The organism is Lentilactobacillus sunkii DSM 19904 (assembly GCF_001435575.1).
Lineage (GTDB): Bacteria > Bacillota > Bacilli > Lactobacillales > Lactobacillaceae > Lentilactobacillus > Lentilactobacillus sunkii.
This window is the reverse complement of the sequence record NZ_AZEA01000025.1, coordinates 19,015-37,797: the sequence shown is the minus strand read 5'-3', so window position 1 is coordinate 37,797 and position 18,783 is coordinate 19,015. Positions and strand designations below refer to the sequence as shown.

Below are 18,783 nucleotides of genomic sequence, written 5' to 3'. Positions count from 1 at the left end.
TGTGTAAATGAAATGCCTTCGTACATATAATATGTATCTAACTTAAATAAATGATGCTTCCAAGGTGTCCTGGAGTCCTTTGAACCCTCGGTGGATCCGCTTCAGAGACTTCTCGTTATAAACATTAAACTGAGAAACCAGGAAGTGATCCAGTGAATCTTCCGTTGGAAATTGTTCTTTGTGGTGGGTGGTGCGCTTGAGATGCTTATTAAAGTTCTCAATCAGGTTAGTGGAGTATAGTGATTGCCGGATAGCTGGTGGAAAGTCCATGAAAGTGAGTAAATTCGGCATTTTAAGCAGATCTTTGATTAATTTGGGATAGGTCTGATGCCAGTTGTTGGCGAACTCATTCAGTTTCAGTTCGGCTGCTTCACGGTTGGCGGCCCGATGAACTTGTTTAAAGTCACTGATCACGGCCTTGCGGTCTTTTAAGCGAACTTTGTTCATCAGATTCCGCCCAACATGAACCAGGCAACGTTGTCGTTTGGCTTTAGGGAAATGCCGATTCGAGCCTTCATCCAAACCAACTAACCCATCGGCCACAAACAACAGCACATCTTTAACGCCCTGCTTGATCAAGGTTCCCAGCAGTTCAGTCCAGATTCCAGTCGATTCCGTTGGCGCCACTTGGTAGTTCAGCACTTCCTTCGTACCATCTGGACGAATGCCAATCGCAATATGAACGGCTTCTTTTTGAACGGTATCCCGCTTTAACGGCAAGTAAGTGGCATCTAAGAAGATGGCCGCATATTGTGAAGCCAGTCAGCGTTGCTGGAAAGCTTGAACCTGTTCATTGACGGCTTTAGTCATGTTGGAAACCGTGGCTTTGGAGTAGTGAGCACCGTACATTTTCTCAATGAGTTCGGCAATTTCAGCAGTGGTAATTCCCTTGGTATACAACTGAATGACCGTTGTTTCTAAATTATCACTGTGCCGACCGTAGGCTGGCAAGGTATGATTTTCAAACCGGCCATTGCGATCTCGAGGAATGGTTAAGTTAAGTTGGCCGTACTTTGTATCAAACGAGCGCTCATAACTGCCGTTGCGGTTATTACCAGTGTTAATCCCAGCGTATGAGTAGCGTTCGTAACCCAAAAACTCTGCCAATTCGGTTTGAAGCAGCTGGTTAATCGCAATTTCGAGGTGGTGACGAAAAACTTCGTCCAAATCTTGCTTTTGGGCTACTGCAGCGATAATTTCTGTGGTAAGTTCATTCATGGGGAATGCCTCCTGTGATGTTTTCTGTGGTTACTAAATATCATAAGGGAAGGCATTCCCTATTTCTATACAATTCAGAAATCTTTTATGCATTTACACAAGATATTTTACGCTCTCTATCTGCTAAACATTAAATGTGGTAAAAGATTTGTTAAAGTTCCGTTATTGCTACTTTTTTGTGATAGTTTTGATAAAAATGCTTATAATTGAAATTTAGTTTTCAAAAATATGTATTTAAGGAAGAATTTATAAATTATCGCAATATTTTTAATTCAATTAATAATGAAAGTAGATGATGAATTATTAACCATATTTCAAAATTATTTGCCTGGGTATTATTAGGAATTTCAGCCTTATCAATTTGTTTTTTATGTTTTAGCCCAACCTTACCTATTAAATTGCCACCGTCAAATCAAGCTATTAGCTTTATGATGATTGGTAAGGCACCAGTTGCTTACATTCCCTTTCAAGAATTAGATCAATTAGGATTCTGGCTAAACATCATTATGACTTGTCCCTTAGGAATACTTACCTATATTTTATTCTCTCCCAAATTCAAAATTTCTCATGTGATTACAACTGGAATCCTTATTGGATTCACTATCGAATTTACTCAATTTATAACAGACAATTTGGCAATAACACATCGTTGGGTAGATATAAATGACGTGCTTACTAATACTTTAGGATTTGTAGTTGGTTATTATCTATCAAAGTTAATTGATAAATAACCCGTAGGTAAATTTATTTCCCCTTAGCATTCATAATAAAATATGGATGTAAGCTGATTCCTGAGACAACTTTTAAGAGAGCGTATAATGAATAAATCGTCTCTCAAAAGGAAGGAATTTTTACATGCCAACTCGTTACGACAAAGAATTCAAACAAAACATCATCAACCTATATAAACAAGGCGAATCAGCCGCCCAACTGGCCAGAGAATATGGCATTGGCTATTCAACCGTTCATAAGTGGATCCAGGGCCAAGCCAAAACTCAATCCGGTAAATCGCCAGACGAAATTAAAGCGATGGAAAAGCGGCTGGCTTCCCTGTCTGAGGAGAACGAAATCCTAAAAAAAGCCCTGGGCTTCCTTGCGCAGAAGTAACCAATATTTTTGATTACATTCACCAAGAAAGCCATCACCACCAGGTAACTAAGATGTGCCGAATCCTCGGTGTTTCCAGAGCTCAGTATTATCGTTATCGATCCCCCAAGCCTTCAAAACGCCGGGCCGAAGATGCGGACTTAAAACAACGGATTCTGCGGATCTTTGCGGAATTCAAGCAGCGATACGGCGTTATGAAGATCCACCATGAATTGAATCTGGAACTTCAACCACTGCAGCGTCGGTGCAGCCCAAGACGGATTTCCCGGCTCATGAAGGAACTGGATATCCACTCCGTTACCGTCAATAAATGGAAAGCGGCTTCGGCTTCCAAAACCAAGGTTGAACAGCGTCCCAACTTGCTTAAGCAGGATTTCTCGACCACTGGTTTAAATCAAAAATGGACCGCTGATATGACCTATATTCAAACGAAGCGTAATGGCTGGTGTTACTTATCAACGATCATGGATCTGCACTCAAGACGAATTATCGGCTATTCATTCTCAAAAAAGATGGCTACTGATTTAGTCTTAAAGACCCTGGAAAGCGCGGTTAAAAATCGAACCATTACTGGGGACCTGATTATCCACACAGACTTAGGATCACAGTACACCAGCGATGATTACAACCAACGGTTAACAGAATGTCAAGGGCAGTTTAAAAATGTAGGTTTTCGGCAGAAAGAAATGTAGGTTTTCGGCAGTTACTTGAGGCCACGTAATCGGTAAGATTTACCAGTGATCTTCACTACGTGAACATGATGAACCAAGCGATCGAGAATGGCTGCTGTCACAGTTGGGTTCTGGAAAATATCAACCCAAGCGGATAGATCACTATTGCTGGTAATGATCGTTGAATGCTTTTCATAGCGGGCATTGACTAGCTGAAATAAGAGGTTAGCTTCTTGGTGACCAATTGGCAAATACCCAATTTCATCAATAATTAATAGGTCATAGCGCGAATAGCGGCTTAGAGATCGATCAAGCAGTCCTTTTTCGTAAGCTGCTCTCAATCTAATCAACAGCTCATGACAATTAATAAAGAGAACCCGACAGCCCTGTTTACAGGCCTCAATCCCAATACTAATTGCCAAGTGGGTTTTACCGACTCCCGGATTGCCAATAAAGATTAAGTTTTCAGACTTTTCCATAAAAGCCAGATTCTGGAATTCCAGAACCTCTTGGCGATTAATACTGGGTTGAAAGCTAAAATCAAATGTATCTAGGGATTTTGTATTGGGGAACCGAGCACGGCCAATGGCCCGTGCAATCTGACCTTCGTGTCGATTCTGGAGTTCCGAATTAGTTAAATCAATTAGCGCCTCAGTTAATGACAGATTATCAGTGTGAATTTGATCAAGGTAATTCGGCAAGTATTCACGGATTTTGTTTAACCCTAAGCGCTCAAGATTATTTAAAAGAATTTGATTATTAGTGGTCATGGTAGCCTCCTATAAGTTGTCGTAATCAGTCATATGTTCACGAATGTAAGCTGAAATGTCTTCATCTGTCCGCCCTTTAAGCAAATCAGATTTGAGGATATTGAACTGATCTTGGGGGTCATAATTCAGCGAATTGGTAGTTATGGAGTGCGTACGAATTTCTTCTCCGTTATAATAAATGTGGATGCGCTGCTCATCATTGGAGATTTCAACAGCAACCGTACAACCAATGTATCGCGGATCTACTGAGTACTTACATTTGCGGAAATTGATCATGGCCTCCTTCGAAACGACACGGGTAATGTTTTCTTCGAAGTATGGTTCAAGGAGATTAACTGGAACGCGATGAAGGTACTCTTTTTCTTCGTCTAACCATTTCAGGTACGGGACTTCGTCCGTGGCCTGCGAAGTTTCATGATTTAGATCATCTCGGAGCATATGAACTAGTTCGATTAGCTCAGTTCCATCAGCAAATTCAGTATTGTATGGCCGTAAACGTTCAACCGTGCGAGCAAGGGCTTCAACTGCACCTTTAGTTTGTGGTCTGAATGGTCGACAAGCAATTGGTGTGAAACCGGCATCTTTACAGAATTCGTGGAACCGTTCGTTAAAGACAGCGTGGCCAAACTGGGATTTTGTATGATCCACAACGGTTTTCATATTATCAAACCAGATTTCCGTCGGAATACCTCCGGTATGAAGGAAAGCGTCGTGTAAGCAAGAAAAGAGGGTATCTTGGCTCCGATCAAAGGTTAGTGTCATATATTTGAGTTTTGAATAAGGCAATACATACAAGAAAATATTGAATTTAAACAGCTCACCCTCGCTGCTCACTAGGGCCATTTCTTCTTTCCAGTCAACTTGAGCAGAGAGACCAGGGGAATGTTCAATCCGAATGGTAGCTTTCTTAACTCGTTCTCGGCGGGTTTGGCGACAATAATCTTTCACGAGGGTATAGCTGCCGGTAAAGCCCTTCTTCTGGATAAATTTAAAAATTGAAGCAGCCGAACAATTTAGTTCAAGCTTTGAATCGATGGTTTGCTTGAATGGATCCAGTAAACTTGGCCGTTTCGGTCGACCACTTGGTCGGCCCTTAAGTCCAGCTTTGACTTCCTCATAGGCTTTCTTAACGGTTCGATAATCAACATTATATTGCCGGGCAATCTCGGCGAAGTTAGGCTTAATATTTTCAGTCACGTAAATCGTCACTCCTTCTCTTAAATCACGTCTCACATCAAATTCCTCCTACACTCTGATGTGATTCATGATACAAAAAATGTAGGAAAACCAACAGTTCTAACCTGCCGTTTTCCTACATTTTACGGGTGCCTTTTACAAGAACTACATATCCGCCACTCTTACAGCCGTAAGGGTTGTCCGTATGATAATGCACCAATGGAATCTTTTCATGCTTCCCTCAAAAAGGAATGTGTTTATCCAGTGCCGGTCTTTGAAGATTATGAAACTGCCGCTGCCGTCCTTTTTGAATATGTGCATGCTTTCTACAATAGGAAGAGAATTCATAGTTCACTGGGCTACCAGACCCCCTTACAAGTTGAAATCGCAACACTTACGAGCCAAATGGCCGCCTGATTTAATGCTTTCCAGGGTTCAAATAAGTTATTAATCACGATTAATGATTTATTTGAGCTGTGGCAGGTAAACGCGGTTCTGAATGTCTCTTAAAACCTGTCTCAAATATTGACTTCAATCCAGCATTTACACAAGATATTTTACGCTCTCTTTTATTTCCATATATCTGTTATTTCACTCCTATTTAAATTTTTTCTTCACTGCCCTGCTTATTTAATGAGAAATTTATCTATACACACTGAATTTCTTTCGATACCGAATAAAGGTTGTCCGCTTAATCCCAGTATTTCGAGCCACATCCACATCGCTCATACCATTTTGATAAAGTTTAAAGGCATGTAACAATCGGGGATCATCTTCAGCGTATTGAGGCTTGCGACCATGATATTTGCCCTGCTGCTTAGCTAAGGCAATCCCTTGCTGCTGGCGCTCAATAATTCGCTTACGTTCACTTTCGGCCTGATACTTATAGAGTTCAATAATCAAGTTGGTCATCAGTTGACGTAAATTTGGGTCAGCAATCCCTGTCATGGACGGTAAATTCAACACATCTAGGGTGGCCCCCTTATTTTGAATGGAGTTCATGATCTTAGTCAAATCATGGTTGTTTCTGCCTAAGCGATCTAATTCAGTGACCATTACAATATCACCCTCACGAATATAGGCCAGCATTTTTTGCAGTTCTGGCCGATTAGTGTTAGCTCCACTTAATTTATCCGTAAATAATTTATCAACGTCTTTTAAAGCCGCTAACTGTCGATCTAAATGTTGCTCCTTGGAACTCACACGCGCATAACCGATTTTAGCCATTTCCAATTCTCCTTTTGGACAGTTCTAATGAACACTTGTAATTCCTAGTATAGCACAGAAATAAAAAAGACCACTAGGGTATACCCTAGTGGCCGTTTAGTTTAAGGGGTTCTTATTCTTCTCCTCAATTGTCAAATTAAGTGCAACACTAAGAATCTATTCTTAGAAGTGGTCTAGTTGTTAAGCTATTTCAGGCATTAGATTGGCTGAGCAGCGATAGTTCAATGACCGCCGTAGCCGGTAAGGTATCTTGAGCCATCTGAATGTCAATGAGTGAGGCTGAAGCCAAGGATCTGCCCTTCGGGAAGAATTCGCGCAAAGGGCCATTAGTGTTCTCTTGGGTTCCACGTTTTCATGGTGAATAAGGACGGGCAAAGTAGATTTCAATTCCATCGACTTGACACAAACTTTAGAACTCAGCACCGTTATCAGAAGTAATGATTTTAAAGTGTTCAGTTCCATAGTCATATAAGTTTTTCTGGAAGGCTTTCAAGCAAGTGTCGGCATGATAATTGGGAAGTTTAACGATGATTTCTAAACGACTAACACGTTCAGTCAAAGTCATTAATGCTGGCTCAGATTCAACTCGTTTACCTTTGACCAAGTCACCTTCCCAGTGTCCAAGCTCTTGACGCGCTTGAACCACAGTGGGACGCTCTTCGATTAAATGACCCAAATTCTTCTTATTGATTCGGTGATGTTTTGTTCTGGGACGTTTGACTCGGCGACGGAGTTTAGCTGGTAGGTCTGAATTACGGATAGCTAAACGCTGGTCATCAATGTATCGATACGCCGTCGGTGTTGAGGGACAGACAACTCCTGGGTAATTAGTCTTGAATTGGTGAACAAAAGTATCCACACTATGCATTCTGGGGCGAGCTTTTAAAGCTGTAACCAAAGCATTACAGAAGGTTTGACAGTGATCAAAGAGTCCACGATAACAGCTGTTTAGCCGGTGCTTACGATAAACTGCTTCGCCAGTTTCCGCCAGATATGACTGTTCGAAGATATGAGTATTAGCGTTAATCTGTGTTATTGTCCCCCGTCTTAATTCACGCGAAATCGTACTGGGATTACGATGAAGAGCCTTGGCAATCCGGCGGATGGACCAATCTAAGCCCCTTAGGGCTTCAATTCGACCACGTTCAGCTAAATTGAGTTGGTGATACTGATTAGATATGATATTCTTAATTCGGGTCATGAAGATACCTCTTTCTTGTTTGTGGTGAATTAAAAATAGGTCTTCATGGCCATTTTGACTAGTCTGAATAAAGAACTGGTCTAGTAGAGCAGGTGTTGTACTTCAATTTTAAATCGAGGAGAATTCTTTATTTAAAATTATTTTGATTTACACTTACAATTCAAATTAACCATTTTAAATAGTGATTAACATAAGTTTCTCTAGGGCTTTTTTCCGAAGATCTTCAGTTTCTTTAAAAGATTTCTTTTCTCTATCGTAAACAGCCTGACTTTCAAATTCATTCTTATAATCTTGATAATCCATATTATTATCCATTAACAAATAGGAAAGTGAGATTGTTGCAAATATCCAGTAAACGCAATCGGAATTTTCCGCAGTCTGTTTGTCTTTTTCTTGTAACGCAAGTTTAAGAACCTCTTTATTTAAATTATTGATCCTATACTTTAAATAAACTAATTCTTCGTTATCGTTTGAATCCAAAAGTTTGTAGATGAGACAATTTATTACATTTTCGCCATTATAATAATCGTGGTCTAATATAAATCCCCTAGTATATGACTTTATTGCATTATCCAGGTTGATTTTACTTTTAGTTATAGAAAACAATCGCTTTTCAATTCCACCATAAATTCCCGTAGTTTCACAGTCAAGAGAGTTAAATGGATTCAAGGTTTTGATTATTTTCTCAGCCTCCCTCAGTTTTTTTTCATGATCATGGCCTATAACTTTACTCAAAAGTAGAGCCTGTTGTTGTATATAATAGGGATTATTACGATTGTTTTGGGATAATTTTTCATAGGTAGCAGCTGCTTCTTGGTATTTATTTTCTTTTGTTAACTGATCTGCTTTATCCCTCAAACTTTTAATTGTTTCAGAATCATAGTGCTTAGAGCGTATTTCACTTATTTTATTGGCAGGAATAGTTGGTGCGCTTACACCTTTTACATATTCATAAAATGGACTATCACAGGTTTCTCTCCTATTGTCTAAATTATTAACAGTGTTTTTTACCAACTCATGTAATCTCTCTATTTTTGATCTTAATCTGCTGTCGTCATTTATATCTTCTAATGTATATCTGAAAATTCGACTGTGATTAAAATCAAAAGGTAAAGTATCCTGTTCCAAACTAAGGATTATTGTTGAATAAGGTTTTAACGCATGACGTATACCTAGTTCATATATTGCATTAGGATTAAGAGTAGTTATGTCAGCGATAACAATGTCGGCACTTAACAGTAGTTCAAACATATCAGTATCAATAATTTCAGAACTTGATATTTCGTCTCCTCGAAGGTTATCTATATTATTAAAGCTGGATAAAGTTGGCTTAATTAATTTAGTGTATATCTTATCCAAATTTATTTTTTTGCTTAATGTATAATCGGTTTTTTCTCCGTATCCCATGATTGTAAAACAATGATATGTCATTTCGTTTTCCTCTACTTTTACTATTTAGGGTAAACTGTTATTCTTTTTACAATATCTTCATTACGTTTTTCCCATGCCGCATTTATAAAACTGTTAGGATCCAAAATAAAGTCGTTCCATTTAGCTAGTACACAATATCTTTGATCTTCGAACCATGCACATGATGTATGGTCCTTTTGAATGTAATAGTTGGCACTAAATTCTTTAATAGTAGTGTTATCATTAATGCAAATATAATTATGAATGTTCCCACATATTGAACAGGTGTATTGCCCTTTATATATTTGGCTATACATACTTGGAAGAACTATTCCCAATATTCCATTACGACCATGATTAAGAGAATGATAAAGTGATGCCTGAAGTTCTTTTTTTATATAGTATTGTTCTTTTTCACCCAATGTTTCTGCACTAAAATTACCAATCAAAAAAATAGTAACACTCGAATCTTTTAAATTATCATTTCTTATTTTTTGCATAACATAATCTGGATCATCAGAATTGATAGGTTCATTTAATGATTTGTCAATCATTTCAATGCTTTCATTTCTTTGTATTTTTTCTTTATATGCTTTATCTTCAACCTTGAATGATATGAAACATTTGTGCTTCACCATATAGCCACCTCCAGAACTTTATTTCTAAATAATTTATAATCTTACTTTTGAGCTGGATTGAAGTCAATATTTGAGCTGTGGAAGGTAAACGCGGTTCTGAATGTCTCTTAAAATCTGTCTCAAATATTGACTTCAATCCAGTAAATATCTTTGTGACAGTCCAGACCCAATAAATAATACAGGCCTTTTCTTTTCTGATGTTAGAAAATCCTTTAATTTTTCTAGACAACCAGCCTTGTATTGACTATAGTCCATGTACTTTCCCCTCCTCACCGCGGAGTTACTATTGCAAGCCATAAAGGTCTTTATGGCTATTTATTCCACTTTCCACTTCTTTTATCAACTTTTGAATACTTTCTTGCATTTCCGAATTTTCAGCCGCACGTCGAGCACTTTCGATAAGTCCCTGATACAAACCATGGATGCCTGTTATATGATAGAAAAGTTCTTCTCCGGCAAAAACATTAATTCCATCATGTTCGATAGTTCTATACATTGTACTTAAATCATTATGTGTACCATATAGAACGCCGACTACTTTGTCGGAGGCATCTAGGGGTAAATGATTGGTTCTTGCTAAGTTTGTTAAACCTTTGAAATGATCTTCAATTGTTTTAATGTCATCTTTATTGATAGTAGTTGGTCCAGATTTAATTTGACAATATTTATGCCTATTATCAAGAGCATCATCGTACTCAATGTCCATTCCCTTTACTACAGATGCCCTGGCTAATCCGCCAGTTGTTGAAACCATAAAGGCTTGGAAGTTAGTCCCAAAGCTAGTTGCTATTGAGGTTCCTAATGCAAAAGGATAAACAACAGCCTTTGCTAAATTTTGAACCGTAATAGGGGATCCAAATGCGTTTGCTGTTGCTTGAATCGTGAAAGGATTAACCTTAAATGATTTGTATTTTTTATTTGAATAGTTTTGTGCTCTTTTAGAAAACAAATTAAAGAAGAAATCGTAAGCATTATCCAGAACTTCTTGTTCAGTTATGTTAACCATATTATAAAGCTCCTTTTAAAAGAAAGTATTGACAGCTACCCTAATTAAAGTTAATATATATTCATAACATTATATGGGGGTACGCTTATGAAGGCGGTTTTAGACAAGAAAGAAATTCACACCCTAATGAAAAAAAAGGGAATAAAAACACAAAAAGAGTTGGCTCAATCAATGGGTATAACCAAAAATCAATTGTCGGTCATGCTATCCAGCTCGTTTTCTCCGATTAAAAGTAACGTTTCGAACCTTGCTGACGTATTAGGGTATGATGTGCTTAAGTCTATTGTACCAGTAAACGAGCAACTATCGACATTATCCCCCAAAAAGGATATAAGAAATGAAATGTTCCCAGAGGTTCCGATTGACGTGTCAAACGTAATTGCAAAAAGGAAGTTCAATGCTTTGGAATTATTTGCTGGTGCTGGTGGGCTAGCCCTTGCACTAGAACAGGCAGGTTTTAATGATGTTGGTCTGGTGGAAATTGACAAACACGCTGCAGACACATTAAAGCTAAACCGTCCTAAGTGGAATGTTATCAATGAAGATATTACCAAGATTACGGCTGATCCTGCAGGCATTTATAAATATATACCCAAGAGTTGCGAAATTGATTTATTAAGTGGTGGCTATCCATGCCAATCTTTTTCTTATGCAGGGAAAAAAATGGGCTTAGACGACACAAGAGGAACTCTATTTTATCATTATGCTAAAATTTTAGAGCAAGTTAAGCCCAAGATGTTTTTGGTTGAAAATGTTAAGGGGCTTACAACACATGATCATGGACGTACTTTAAAAACTATGATTAAAGTTTTCGAGAATATGGGCTATAAGACTATTTACAAAGTATTAAACGCATGGGATTTTGGTGTTGCTGAAAAACGTGAACGTATGATTTTAATTGGCATTAGAAATGACCTTAATATCACTTATCAATTTCCTAAAAAACATGATTATAAACCTGTTTTGCGTGATGTCTTAAAAAATGTACCTAATTCACCTGGGCAAAGATACTCAGATGCTAAGAAAAAAGTTTTAGCTCAAGTGCCTGCTGGAGGATACTGGAGAGACTTGCCGGAGAATGTAGCAAGGGAATATATGGGAAAAAGTTATTATTCTGGCGGAGGTCGTACAGGCATGGCACGTAGATTGAGCTGGGAAGAGCCATCATTGACACTCACTACTTCTCCGAGCCAAAAACAAACTGAAAGATGTCATCCAGTAGAAACCAGACCATTCACAACTCGAGAATATGCTCGTATTCAAAGCTTCCCCGATAGTTGGCATTTCTCTGGGGGAATTGGGTCAATTTACTCGCAAATTGGAAATGCAGTAGCTGTTAATTTTGGGAAAGATATTGCTCTTTCCATTATCAATTCACTTAATCAAGTAAATTGATGTTATCTAATTTTGTTCTTTTGTTGTATTGACAGTAACTTTACTGGCAAAATACATGCTTACACTTTCTTATTAGTATTACTTTAAGAAAAACAAAATTAATCAATCAAAAAAAGGGAAATCTACCGAAACATTAGGCAGATTTCCCTTTTTTTGAAAACTAAATTCAGTGTTTCAGACTTTGATCCAGTTCGGATTTGGGTTGTTTGATTGATGGATTTTCTTCAGCAAATGCTTGTAGCTGTTTTTGAGTTCGATCACTAATTTCTTGGTGCACATCGTTTAACTGATCTTTCAAATCTGATTTTTGTTGTGGATTAGTTGCTTGTTGAATTTGTTGTTGCAAGCCTTGATATGACTGATTAAGTGTCAGGGCTGATAGTTCTTTTAGATCATGCTCAGGCTCTTTTTGGGCTTCTTGTAAGCCTAATTGTTTGGTTAACCCGTCGCTAAGCTCAATCACTTTGTTACTAACTTGCTGGATTTCACTTAAAGCGCTATGGATCACGGCTTTATCTTTAGCCCAGGTAGCCACATACCCGAGTGAGTAGTTACTGGTATCAACACCAATATTTTGCATGGCAACATATGCGACCGCTTCGGCTTGCGTTTCTTGATAGGCTCGCGGGCGATCTTTAAAGGCTGATTTTAACCCATGTAACTGACTATGCGCATATTCATGATATAACGTCTTCAATTTTAAAGCATTATCGGGCTCATCGCCACCAATGACGATTTCATTAGTGCTGGGTTGAAAATACCCCTTAGCTCCATTTAGCGTCTCTAAAGGCACTTCACTGACTTTAAGGTCGGTTTGCTGGTTTAAATAATCTTTGAACGCGTTATACAAGCTCGTTACATTCTGATGATCGGCTAAATTTTCTTTGACAAAATCCTTGGCACTTAACACTGGCTCACCGCTAGTTTGTGATACGTCAAAGACGGGTAGATAACGGTAACCGACAATGGCGCGTTCATCGGTGGTATCAAGACGCTTTTGCTCGGCTGGTGTTAACTTCTTAATAATCGGAGCCGCAATCCGAATCGCTTTTGCGCCTCGTTTGACGGTGCGGTTAAAAGCCGTCTGCCATTGCTTAAAGCCCGCGACTTGAGTGGCTTTCGGATTTTGCGCATAAATCAAATCAATGTTTCTAGCGCTATAATGATGAAATTTAGCCAGGGTATTAAGATACTGTTTAAATCGGTCACTATCGGTTAATTTTAGGATTTGCTGTTCAGCCTGGGCGACTAATTGTGCTTTCCAAGCCTTAACATCTGGTTTGTTTGGCATGAGTTACCCCTCCTCATCTTCAAAAATATCATTCAATGTCGGCAATGATCTTATTTGAATCGAGGTCGTACCATAAAGGGCAACGTAACCGTCAGACAATTTTTGCCAAGCCACTTGATAATAGGCTCCGTTACCAGTGATTTCTTTTAGATACTTGTAGGTTCCTTTAGCCTGCAAAACTGGTAATTCACTCCCAATGACTTCTAATTTATTATCCATTTTATGATCTCCTTTGCTTTGCTAATCTTACCCGTTGTTTAGGTTTACTTTTGGCTTTATAAAAGTGAACCTAAACAACGGGTTCAACAACGTGCAGGGCGGTAGGCAGGTTCTAATCAAAATCAAAACTTAATTTATGACCGTCAAGTTTTAGCTTGGCGTCAAACGACTTACCTTTTTTGCTCTTGAACCCCTTTAGTTTGCTGGTTTCACCCTTGGTGACTAAGGCTTTGATTGCAGTTTTACCGAGGGCTTTGCTGCTCCATTTCTTGGGTAGAGTAAAGTCTTCGCCTTGCTTAGGCTTTACAATGTAAAACTTCTGTTTATTTAAAACGGTCGCTTGCGGTGTTTCTAAGAAGACCTCGTCGGACTTTTGTGCTTGCTGTTGGTGATTGATTTGTTGCTTAATGGCTGCATTGCCGGTTAATTGTGTGGGAACATCAGCGATTAACTTCGCCACAAACTTCTTGATTTGGCTCAAAAAATTATCCGGAGTGCGTTCTTCGGTACTGATTTGCTGTAATGCTTGCTCCCATTTAGCCGTCATTTCTGGGCTAGTTAGCAAGGGTTCGAGTTCGACCGCTTTACATAATGTTATCCCGGCTTCACTGACGTGCAGCTTATTTTTTTCAGTGACGAGATAGCCGCGTTTTTTTAATATTTCCAGTACATTTGCCCGGGTCGCACTTGTCCCAATTCCTTGCACATCTTTAAGAATCGCTTGGGCTTCTTCATCATCAAGCGTTTTGCCGGCGGTCTTCATGGCCGTAATCAGGGTACCTTCGGTAAAGGGTACCGGTGGTGTCGTTTCTTTTTGCGGTGTTTGCAGATTCGCTTGAACTTGGTCGCCTTGGTGAACGATCGGTAGGGTGGCTGCCTCTTGCTGGTCGGTTTTGTGATCATCAAATAAAGCTTGCCAACCTTGCTTAGTTGGGACCTTACCCGTTGCTTTAAAATTGGCGTCACCAACTTGGGTAATAATGGTAGTTTCCTCGTACTCGTACGGATCAGCAAACATCGCTAACGTTGTTCTTAAAACCAGGTCGTAGACTTGTTGCTGTAATTTAGGCAAGCTGGCCAGCTTCTCTTTCGTCGGGACGACTTTAGTCATAATAATGGCATAGTGTTCTTCAACTTTTTTCCCATTAACATAGCGCTTATTTGGGGTGGTATTGGTTAAAGCGACTTGTTTAGAGACTAACCCCAGATACTTCGTCAGATTAGCCACTAAATACTCAAATTCTTCATCAGTGATATAAGCACAATCGGTGCGGGGATAACTGAGTAGTTTGTCTTCGTATAAGCTTTGAATAGCCGCTAAGGTTTGGCTGGCACTGGCGTGATAACGTTTATTCATGGCACTTTGGAGACTAGATAGCGAGAATAGTTGGGGACTAGCTCGTTTTTTGCCTTGTTTTTGGACGTCCTTGATAAAACCGTCCTGTGAGCCTTTCTGAACGTGTTTAGCTTGCATGAATGTCATTAGCCCTGCTTCGTCTTTAAATCGCTGATAGGGGTCTAATTTTGCGACAAATTTTTGCTGATTAGCTAAAATTTCCGCATTTAGCTCAAAATAAGGTTCCGGCTTAAAGTTTTTGATTGCCTGGTCCCTTTGATAGACCATATACAAGGTTGGCGTCTGCACGCGACCAATTGAGTATATCCCGCGTACCCCGTTTTGTCTTAATAACAAGGTGTATAAGGGACTACCATTCATTCCAATTAACCAATCGCTAATTTGACGGGTTTGGGCTTCTTTATAAGCCAAATAGTCTTTGTGCCAATCGCCAAGATTTTTGAATCCGGTAATAATGGCGTCTTTTTCCAAACTATTCAACCATAGCCGCTTAATGGTCTTCTTTTTAACGTCAATCTGGGCTTGGTTCATGATTGACCATGCGATATTGGAGCCTTCCCGACCACTATCGGTAGCAACAATAATGGTATCGGCCTTCGTTAACAGGTCTTTGACGATCCCGTATTGGTCCTTTTTACTAGCTGACACTTCAAACTTGTATTTATCGGGGAAAATCGGTAAATTAGATAAGGCCCATTGCTGGTATTTCCGATCATATTTATCCGGTGTGGCTAGTTCAACTAAGTGTCCGAGACCATACGTGACAAGCGTATTCTCGGGCAAAACAGGGTCACTAACCGTATAGTAACCCTGTTTTTTGGTGCTCTTTTGAAAGGCTTGGACGTATGAACGGGCTTGACTGGGTTTTTCAGCTAAGATAACAGTGGTCATGTTCGTTCACTCCTTGTGATTAAGTTTTTGATCTAATTCTGTTTTACCTTGTTCAGCCGCTTTCAACCAAGTTTTACGGCGCAATTCTTGTTGTTGCTCTATCGATTGTTGCTTCAAATAATGTTGATACCGGTTGATGGCTTTGAGATCTGCATAGGCTGACCAACGGAATAATAAGCCACCCAGCAGTAAAACTAAGGCCATTAGCGCAGTTCCTAAAAAATCGGTATGGTTCGCCGTGAAAAGCTCTTGGTATAAATCCATTAACATGAGGTAAATTCCCATTATATAGAAGACCATGCTAACTAAGTTATCAAAATAGTAAGACAACTTAGTCCGCCGTGAAGGTGTTGCAAAAGGGTCGGTTCGCATATCTTTTTTGGCTTTTTCCAATAACCAGTGTGCGATTTTCTTCATAACTATTTTTCCTCCTAGTGGTTACGGAAATAATTTTGAAACATTCTCATGGCACCCATACCAGCACTTTTAGTCACACCGGTTGAAGCCCAAAAGTCTTTAACGGCGTCAGGTGTTTTGACCACCAGAAAACCGAATCCGATTGAAGCAATAAAAGCAATAAACCCGTATTTAGCCATATTAGTGAAACACCACACTGATAATGACATACAAAGCACCTGGCTAATAATGGAAGCATTGTAATAAATGTACTTCTTCCACCACGTACCACTATAATCAAAGCTTTCAGTCGCCATGCTCATTGCAGCTAAAGGAATTGTCAGGTTATACCACGCCATATCAGCCACAAACACACACATTTTGATAAAGAACACGACGGTTACGACAGTGAAGATTAGCAGAAACAAAATCTGTAAGGGTAGCGAAATGCCAACATCTTTTAGCCCAGGTACTTTATTCATGCCGGTAATCGATTTAGCAGTAAACTGCTGATCAGAATTAAACATATACTTTAGCAGGGGCAAGGTAATTGAACCTTGAATAAAGCCTTGTAAGAACACGAAAACCGGAATCACGGCCGCTGATTTAATCCCGTCCATGATGATATTAGCCCAAGTCACATCGGTACTTTCGTCCGCCTCTTTTAGAATTGTCATCACAATACGCCCAAGGACAACCACAACGACTAACGATGTCGCAAAGGATAGGAAGATGGCATACCACGTTTTAATAATCGGCAAGCTTTGATTGGCTTGGTCAATGATGGCCTTACAGATGTTGAATAAACCATCTAACAAACCAGACAGTAGCCATTCGAAAAAGTGTGAAATAGCTGATTGAATAATTTCTGTCATTTTAAAATCCTCCTTTGTCTATTTGGGAATGAGTGAGACCGTACCAGTATCACTTTTAGCCAGTGTGTTAATTGGTGTTAGTTTATATTTGTCTGACTGCTTTTTAATCTTAAACAAACGTGTTTCTGTGCTACCTGAAACACTATTTTTACCAATGAACTTAATTTGTTCATTGCCCTTGTTTTCAATCAACTTGTAAGTATAAACTTCGCTAAAGCCCGCTTGGGTAAGTGTTAAGTTGCTTTTTGAAAACTTTGCAGTAGTGGCCATACCATTATCTTTGCTAGAAGCAAATGTCCACTGATGGCTTTGCAAATCTTGTGCTGTAGACTTTCCGCAGGCGGTTAGACCGACAGCAATCAGCAACACTGTCATCACAGCGATTATATATTTCCAATATTTTTTCATTAATATGTCCTCCATTATCCAAGCATCTTCTTATGTCTAGACTCTAATTCTTGATCGATATTATCCTGCAATTTGTCTTCTTCGTCATCGGTTGTTTGATCGTCTTTTTTTGCTTGGTGTTGTGCTTTAACCGTCTGATTCCACTTATCTACCTTATTCTTAAAGTTGGTTTCTTGGCTGGCTTCTGGTTGGCCTTGATACTCATTCTGTGACAAGTTAACCAAATGATCAGCCCCTGGAAATAGTTTAAATTGGAACGCTTTTGTAGCTTTGACCGGCCGTGTATTACTAAAGATTAATAAGCTCTGGTCTTCGGGCATCCGCATAATTTCATCGGGCGTCATGAGCGAACGGCTCGTATAGCTGTAACTATCGCTCTTGCTGTGGCTTTCTTCCTTGCTATGACTGGTACTCTCACTACCCGTTTCCACTTTCACAGTTGATTTTCCTAACAGATCACTAAAGTATTTAGCGGTCACATCATTAGCGGCATTTAAGCAAATCTTAACGGCATGATTTCCTAAGATACTCTCGGCCTTATCCTTGCCATACAAGGCTTGGAGCTGGGTTAAGGTTTGACAAATTGTCGTCACGCCAATGCCGTACCCCCGACACGTCGCTAGGAACTCCTCATACTTGGGAAACTTCCCTAAATTGACAAATTCATCAAGGATAAAGTCGACTTGGTGGGGCAATTTAGCGTGATGATCGGCGGCTAATTTGTATAATTCATCAAATAATTGTGAGAAAAACAGATTGATGAAGCTTTCATAGGTATTATCCATGACCGGAATAATCACATACAGTACTACTTTGGCTTTGCCAATCTCTTTTAAATCAAAGTCTGAAAAGCTGGTAAAATTGGCCACTTCTTTGTCAACAAACTTCGAAATGGTCGCCAACAGGCTTTCAATAATGCTGGCTTTCATTTCTCCTTTAGCCTTTTTGAAACCTAACTCATAAGCGCGTCTCGCTGGATCAGTCATAGTTAGATCAAGAAACAAGGTATCTAGCGGACTATCCGCACCCTTTTCCTCGGCTTCAACGTCATTTTCTTGTAAGACCTGCGTTACGCCCGCCAAATTTCGTTGTTCTGGTGACCGGTGGTTCATGACAAACAGGATTAAAGCCTTCAAAAGCTGTCTTTGGGTACTGAACCACACGTCTTTTTTACCTTCGGCATTTTCACTTTGCACGATCTTTGTTGCCACGGTTTCGGCTTGAATATCCCGTTGAATATAATCAAAAGGATTGTAGCGATCACTATGCGCCATGTTGGCAAAGTTGACGACATGTACTTGATAACCCTGGGCTAGTTTGATACCGGCCGTCTTTTCGTATAATTCACCTTTCGGATCGGTCACGACAATGCTGTTCTCCGTTTCGTTAAACAGGTTGGTAATGACGACTGATTGGGTCTTATATGATCCAGGACCCCCGACCACAAAAATGTTCCGGTTGGGTTTGGTACTGTTATTCTGGTAAACAATCTTCTTATCTACGATCCCTAAAATTGTCCCATTCATG

18 protein-coding genes and 2 pseudogenes are annotated in these 18,783 nt (G+C 39.5%); 5 read left to right on the top strand and 15 right to left on the bottom strand.

Going from position 1 to position 18,783, the window contains the following annotated elements; all coding sequences use genetic code 11:
- Positions 1 to 42: 42 nt before the first annotated feature.
- Positions 43 to 1,218 (bottom strand): annotated as a pseudogene (locus FD17_RS11150) (IS256 family transposase).
- 299 nt (positions 1,219 to 1,517) lie between these two features.
- Between FD17_RS11150 and FD17_RS13580 the strand changes: the two are divergent.
- The 3 genes from FD17_RS13580 to FD17_RS11135 all read left to right on the top strand — a co-directional run bounded on the left by FD17_RS13580 (position 1,518) and on the right by FD17_RS11135 (position 3,017).
- Entirely contained in the window at positions 1,518 to 1,949 is a 432-nt protein-coding gene (locus tag FD17_RS13580) for a VanZ family protein (protein WP_081581200.1), read from the top strand.
- A 124-nt stretch (positions 1,950 to 2,073) separates the two neighbouring features.
- A complete protein-coding gene (locus FD17_RS11140; protein ID WP_002816285.1) occupies positions 2,074 to 2,325 on the top strand; it encodes an IS3 family transposase in 252 nt (83 codons plus the stop codon).
- A 5-nt stretch (positions 2,326 to 2,330) separates the two neighbouring features.
- Positions 2,331 to 3,017, top strand: coding sequence for an IS3 family transposase (locus tag FD17_RS11135; RefSeq protein ID WP_338092503.1), 687 nt, complete (start codon positions 2,331 to 2,333; stop codon positions 3,015 to 3,017).
- Between the two features lie 11 nt (positions 3,018 to 3,028).
- Here the strand turns inward: FD17_RS11135 and istB are convergent, their stop codons facing one another.
- Positions 3,029 to 3,766: an IS21-like element helper ATPase IstB gene (gene istB, locus FD17_RS11130; protein WP_003555349.1), complete on the bottom strand. Its 738-nt coding sequence runs from the start codon at positions 3,764 to 3,766 to the stop codon at positions 3,029 to 3,031.
- Between the two features lie 9 nt (positions 3,767 to 3,775).
- Entirely contained in the window at positions 3,776 to 4,999 is a 1,224-nt protein-coding gene (gene istA, locus FD17_RS11125) for an IS21 family transposase (RefSeq protein WP_003555353.1), read from the bottom strand.
- A gap of 24 nt (positions 5,000 to 5,023) precedes the next feature.
- Between istA and FD17_RS13575 the strand changes: the two genes are divergently transcribed.
- Entirely contained in the window at positions 5,024 to 5,359 is a 336-nt protein-coding gene (locus tag FD17_RS13575; RefSeq protein ID WP_420864824.1) for an integrase core domain-containing protein, read from the top strand.
- A gap of 225 nt (positions 5,360 to 5,584) precedes the next feature.
- Here FD17_RS13575 and FD17_RS11115 read toward each other — a convergent pair whose 3' ends face one another.
- From FD17_RS11115 to FD17_RS11095, 5 genes and pseudogenes are all read right to left on the bottom strand, one after another.
- Positions 5,585 to 6,169 carry a recombinase family protein gene (locus FD17_RS11115; RefSeq protein WP_057826248.1) on the bottom strand — a complete coding sequence of 195 codons (585 nt, stop codon included), beginning with the start codon at positions 6,167 to 6,169 and terminating at the stop codon, positions 5,585 to 5,587.
- Positions 6,170 to 6,349: 180 nt separating this feature from the next.
- Positions 6,350 to 7,370 (bottom strand): annotated as a pseudogene (locus FD17_RS11110) (IS30 family transposase).
- A gap of 174 nt (positions 7,371 to 7,544) precedes the next feature.
- The gene (locus tag FD17_RS11105) at positions 7,545 to 8,801 is read right to left on the bottom strand and encodes a tetratricopeptide repeat-containing protein (RefSeq protein WP_057826247.1); all 1,257 of its coding nucleotides are present in this window, start codon (positions 8,799 to 8,801) and stop codon (positions 7,545 to 7,547) included.
- Positions 8,802 to 8,821: 20 nt separating this feature from the next.
- Entirely contained in the window at positions 8,822 to 9,418 is a 597-nt protein-coding gene (locus tag FD17_RS11100; protein ID WP_186825105.1) for a TIR domain-containing protein, read from the bottom strand.
- Positions 9,419 to 9,701: 283 nt separating this feature from the next.
- Positions 9,702 to 10,424: a PmeII family type II restriction endonuclease gene (locus tag FD17_RS11095; protein ID WP_057826246.1), complete on the bottom strand. Its 723-nt coding sequence runs from the start codon at positions 10,422 to 10,424 to the stop codon at positions 9,702 to 9,704.
- An 87-nt stretch (positions 10,425 to 10,511) separates the two neighbouring features.
- Here FD17_RS11095 and FD17_RS11090 point away from each other — a divergent pair, with 87 nt between their 5' ends.
- On the top strand, positions 10,512 to 11,819 hold the full coding sequence (locus FD17_RS11090; protein ID WP_057826245.1) for a DNA cytosine methyltransferase: 1,308 nt from the start codon (positions 10,512 to 10,514) through the stop codon (positions 11,817 to 11,819).
- A 166-nt stretch (positions 11,820 to 11,985) separates the two neighbouring features.
- Here FD17_RS11090 and FD17_RS11085 read toward each other — a convergent pair whose 3' ends face one another.
- From FD17_RS11085 to FD17_RS11055, 7 genes are all read right to left on the bottom strand, one after another.
- On the bottom strand, positions 11,986 to 13,110 hold the full coding sequence (locus FD17_RS11085; protein WP_057826244.1) for an ArdC-like ssDNA-binding domain-containing protein: 1,125 nt from the start codon (positions 13,108 to 13,110) through the stop codon (positions 11,986 to 11,988).
- A gap of 3 nt (positions 13,111 to 13,113) precedes the next feature.
- Positions 13,114 to 13,329, bottom strand: coding sequence for a hypothetical protein (locus FD17_RS11080; RefSeq protein WP_057826243.1), 216 nt, complete (start codon positions 13,327 to 13,329; stop codon positions 13,114 to 13,116).
- Between the two features lie 112 nt (positions 13,330 to 13,441).
- Positions 13,442 to 15,577, bottom strand: a complete 2,136-nt coding sequence (locus FD17_RS11075) for a type IA DNA topoisomerase (RefSeq protein WP_057826242.1) — start codon at positions 15,575 to 15,577, stop codon at positions 13,442 to 13,444.
- A gap of 6 nt (positions 15,578 to 15,583) precedes the next feature.
- Complete coding sequence (locus tag FD17_RS11070; protein ID WP_057826241.1) at positions 15,584 to 15,994, bottom strand: hypothetical protein; 411 nt, start codon at positions 15,992 to 15,994, stop codon at positions 15,584 to 15,586.
- A gap of 14 nt (positions 15,995 to 16,008) precedes the next feature.
- Positions 16,009 to 16,848 carry a conjugal transfer protein TrbL family protein gene (locus FD17_RS11065; protein ID WP_057826240.1) on the bottom strand — a complete coding sequence of 280 codons (840 nt, stop codon included), beginning with the start codon at positions 16,846 to 16,848 and terminating at the stop codon, positions 16,009 to 16,011.
- Between the two features lie 18 nt (positions 16,849 to 16,866).
- Complete coding sequence (locus FD17_RS11060; protein WP_057826239.1) at positions 16,867 to 17,256, bottom strand: hypothetical protein; 390 nt, start codon at positions 17,254 to 17,256, stop codon at positions 16,867 to 16,869.
- 14 nt (positions 17,257 to 17,270) lie between these two features.
- Positions 17,271 to 18,782, bottom strand: coding sequence for a VirD4-like conjugal transfer protein, CD1115 family (locus FD17_RS11055; protein WP_057826238.1), 1,512 nt, complete (start codon positions 18,780 to 18,782; stop codon positions 17,271 to 17,273).
- Position 18,783: the final 1 nt, after the last annotated feature.

Bases quoted from the DNA above. Each gene is read 5' to 3' on its own strand.
- FD17_RS11140 (WP_002816285.1), top strand. From the start codon at position 2,074: ATGCCAACTCGTTACGACAAAGAATTCAAACAAAACATCATCAACCTA.
- istB (WP_003555349.1), bottom strand. From the start codon at position 3,766: ATGACCACTAATAATCAAATTCTTTTAAATAATCTTGAGCGCTTAGGG.
- FD17_RS11115 (WP_057826248.1), bottom strand. From the start codon at position 6,169: ATGGCTAAAATCGGTTATGCGCGTGTGAGTTCCAAGGAGCAACATTTA.
- FD17_RS11105 (WP_057826247.1), bottom strand. From the start codon at position 8,801: ATGACATATCATTGTTTTACAATCATGGGATACGGAGAAAAAACCGAT.
- FD17_RS11100 (WP_186825105.1), bottom strand. From the start codon at position 9,418: ATGGTGAAGCACAAATGTTTCATATCATTCAAGGTTGAAGATAAAGCA.
- FD17_RS11095 (WP_057826246.1), bottom strand. From the start codon at position 10,424: ATGGTTAACATAACTGAACAAGAAGTTCTGGATAATGCTTACGATTTC.
- FD17_RS11090 (WP_057826245.1), top strand. From the start codon at position 10,512: ATGAAGGCGGTTTTAGACAAGAAAGAAATTCACACCCTAATGAAAAAA.
- FD17_RS11085 (WP_057826244.1), bottom strand. From the start codon at position 13,110: ATGCCAAACAAACCAGATGTTAAGGCTTGGAAAGCACAATTAGTCGCC.
- FD17_RS11080 (WP_057826243.1), bottom strand. From the start codon at position 13,329: ATGGATAATAAATTAGAAGTCATTGGGAGTGAATTACCAGTTTTGCAG.
- FD17_RS11075 (WP_057826242.1), bottom strand. From the start codon at position 15,577: ATGACCACTGTTATCTTAGCTGAAAAACCCAGTCAAGCCCGTTCATAC.
- FD17_RS11070 (WP_057826241.1), bottom strand. From the start codon at position 15,994: ATGAAGAAAATCGCACACTGGTTATTGGAAAAAGCCAAAAAAGATATG.
- FD17_RS11065 (WP_057826240.1), bottom strand. From the start codon at position 16,848: ATGACAGAAATTATTCAATCAGCTATTTCACACTTTTTCGAATGGCTA.
- FD17_RS11060 (WP_057826239.1), bottom strand. From the start codon at position 17,256: ATGAAAAAATATTGGAAATATATAATCGCTGTGATGACAGTGTTGCTG.
- FD17_RS11055 (WP_057826238.1), bottom strand. From the start codon at position 18,782: ATGAATGGGACAATTTTAGGGATCGTAGATAAGAAGATTGTTTACCAG.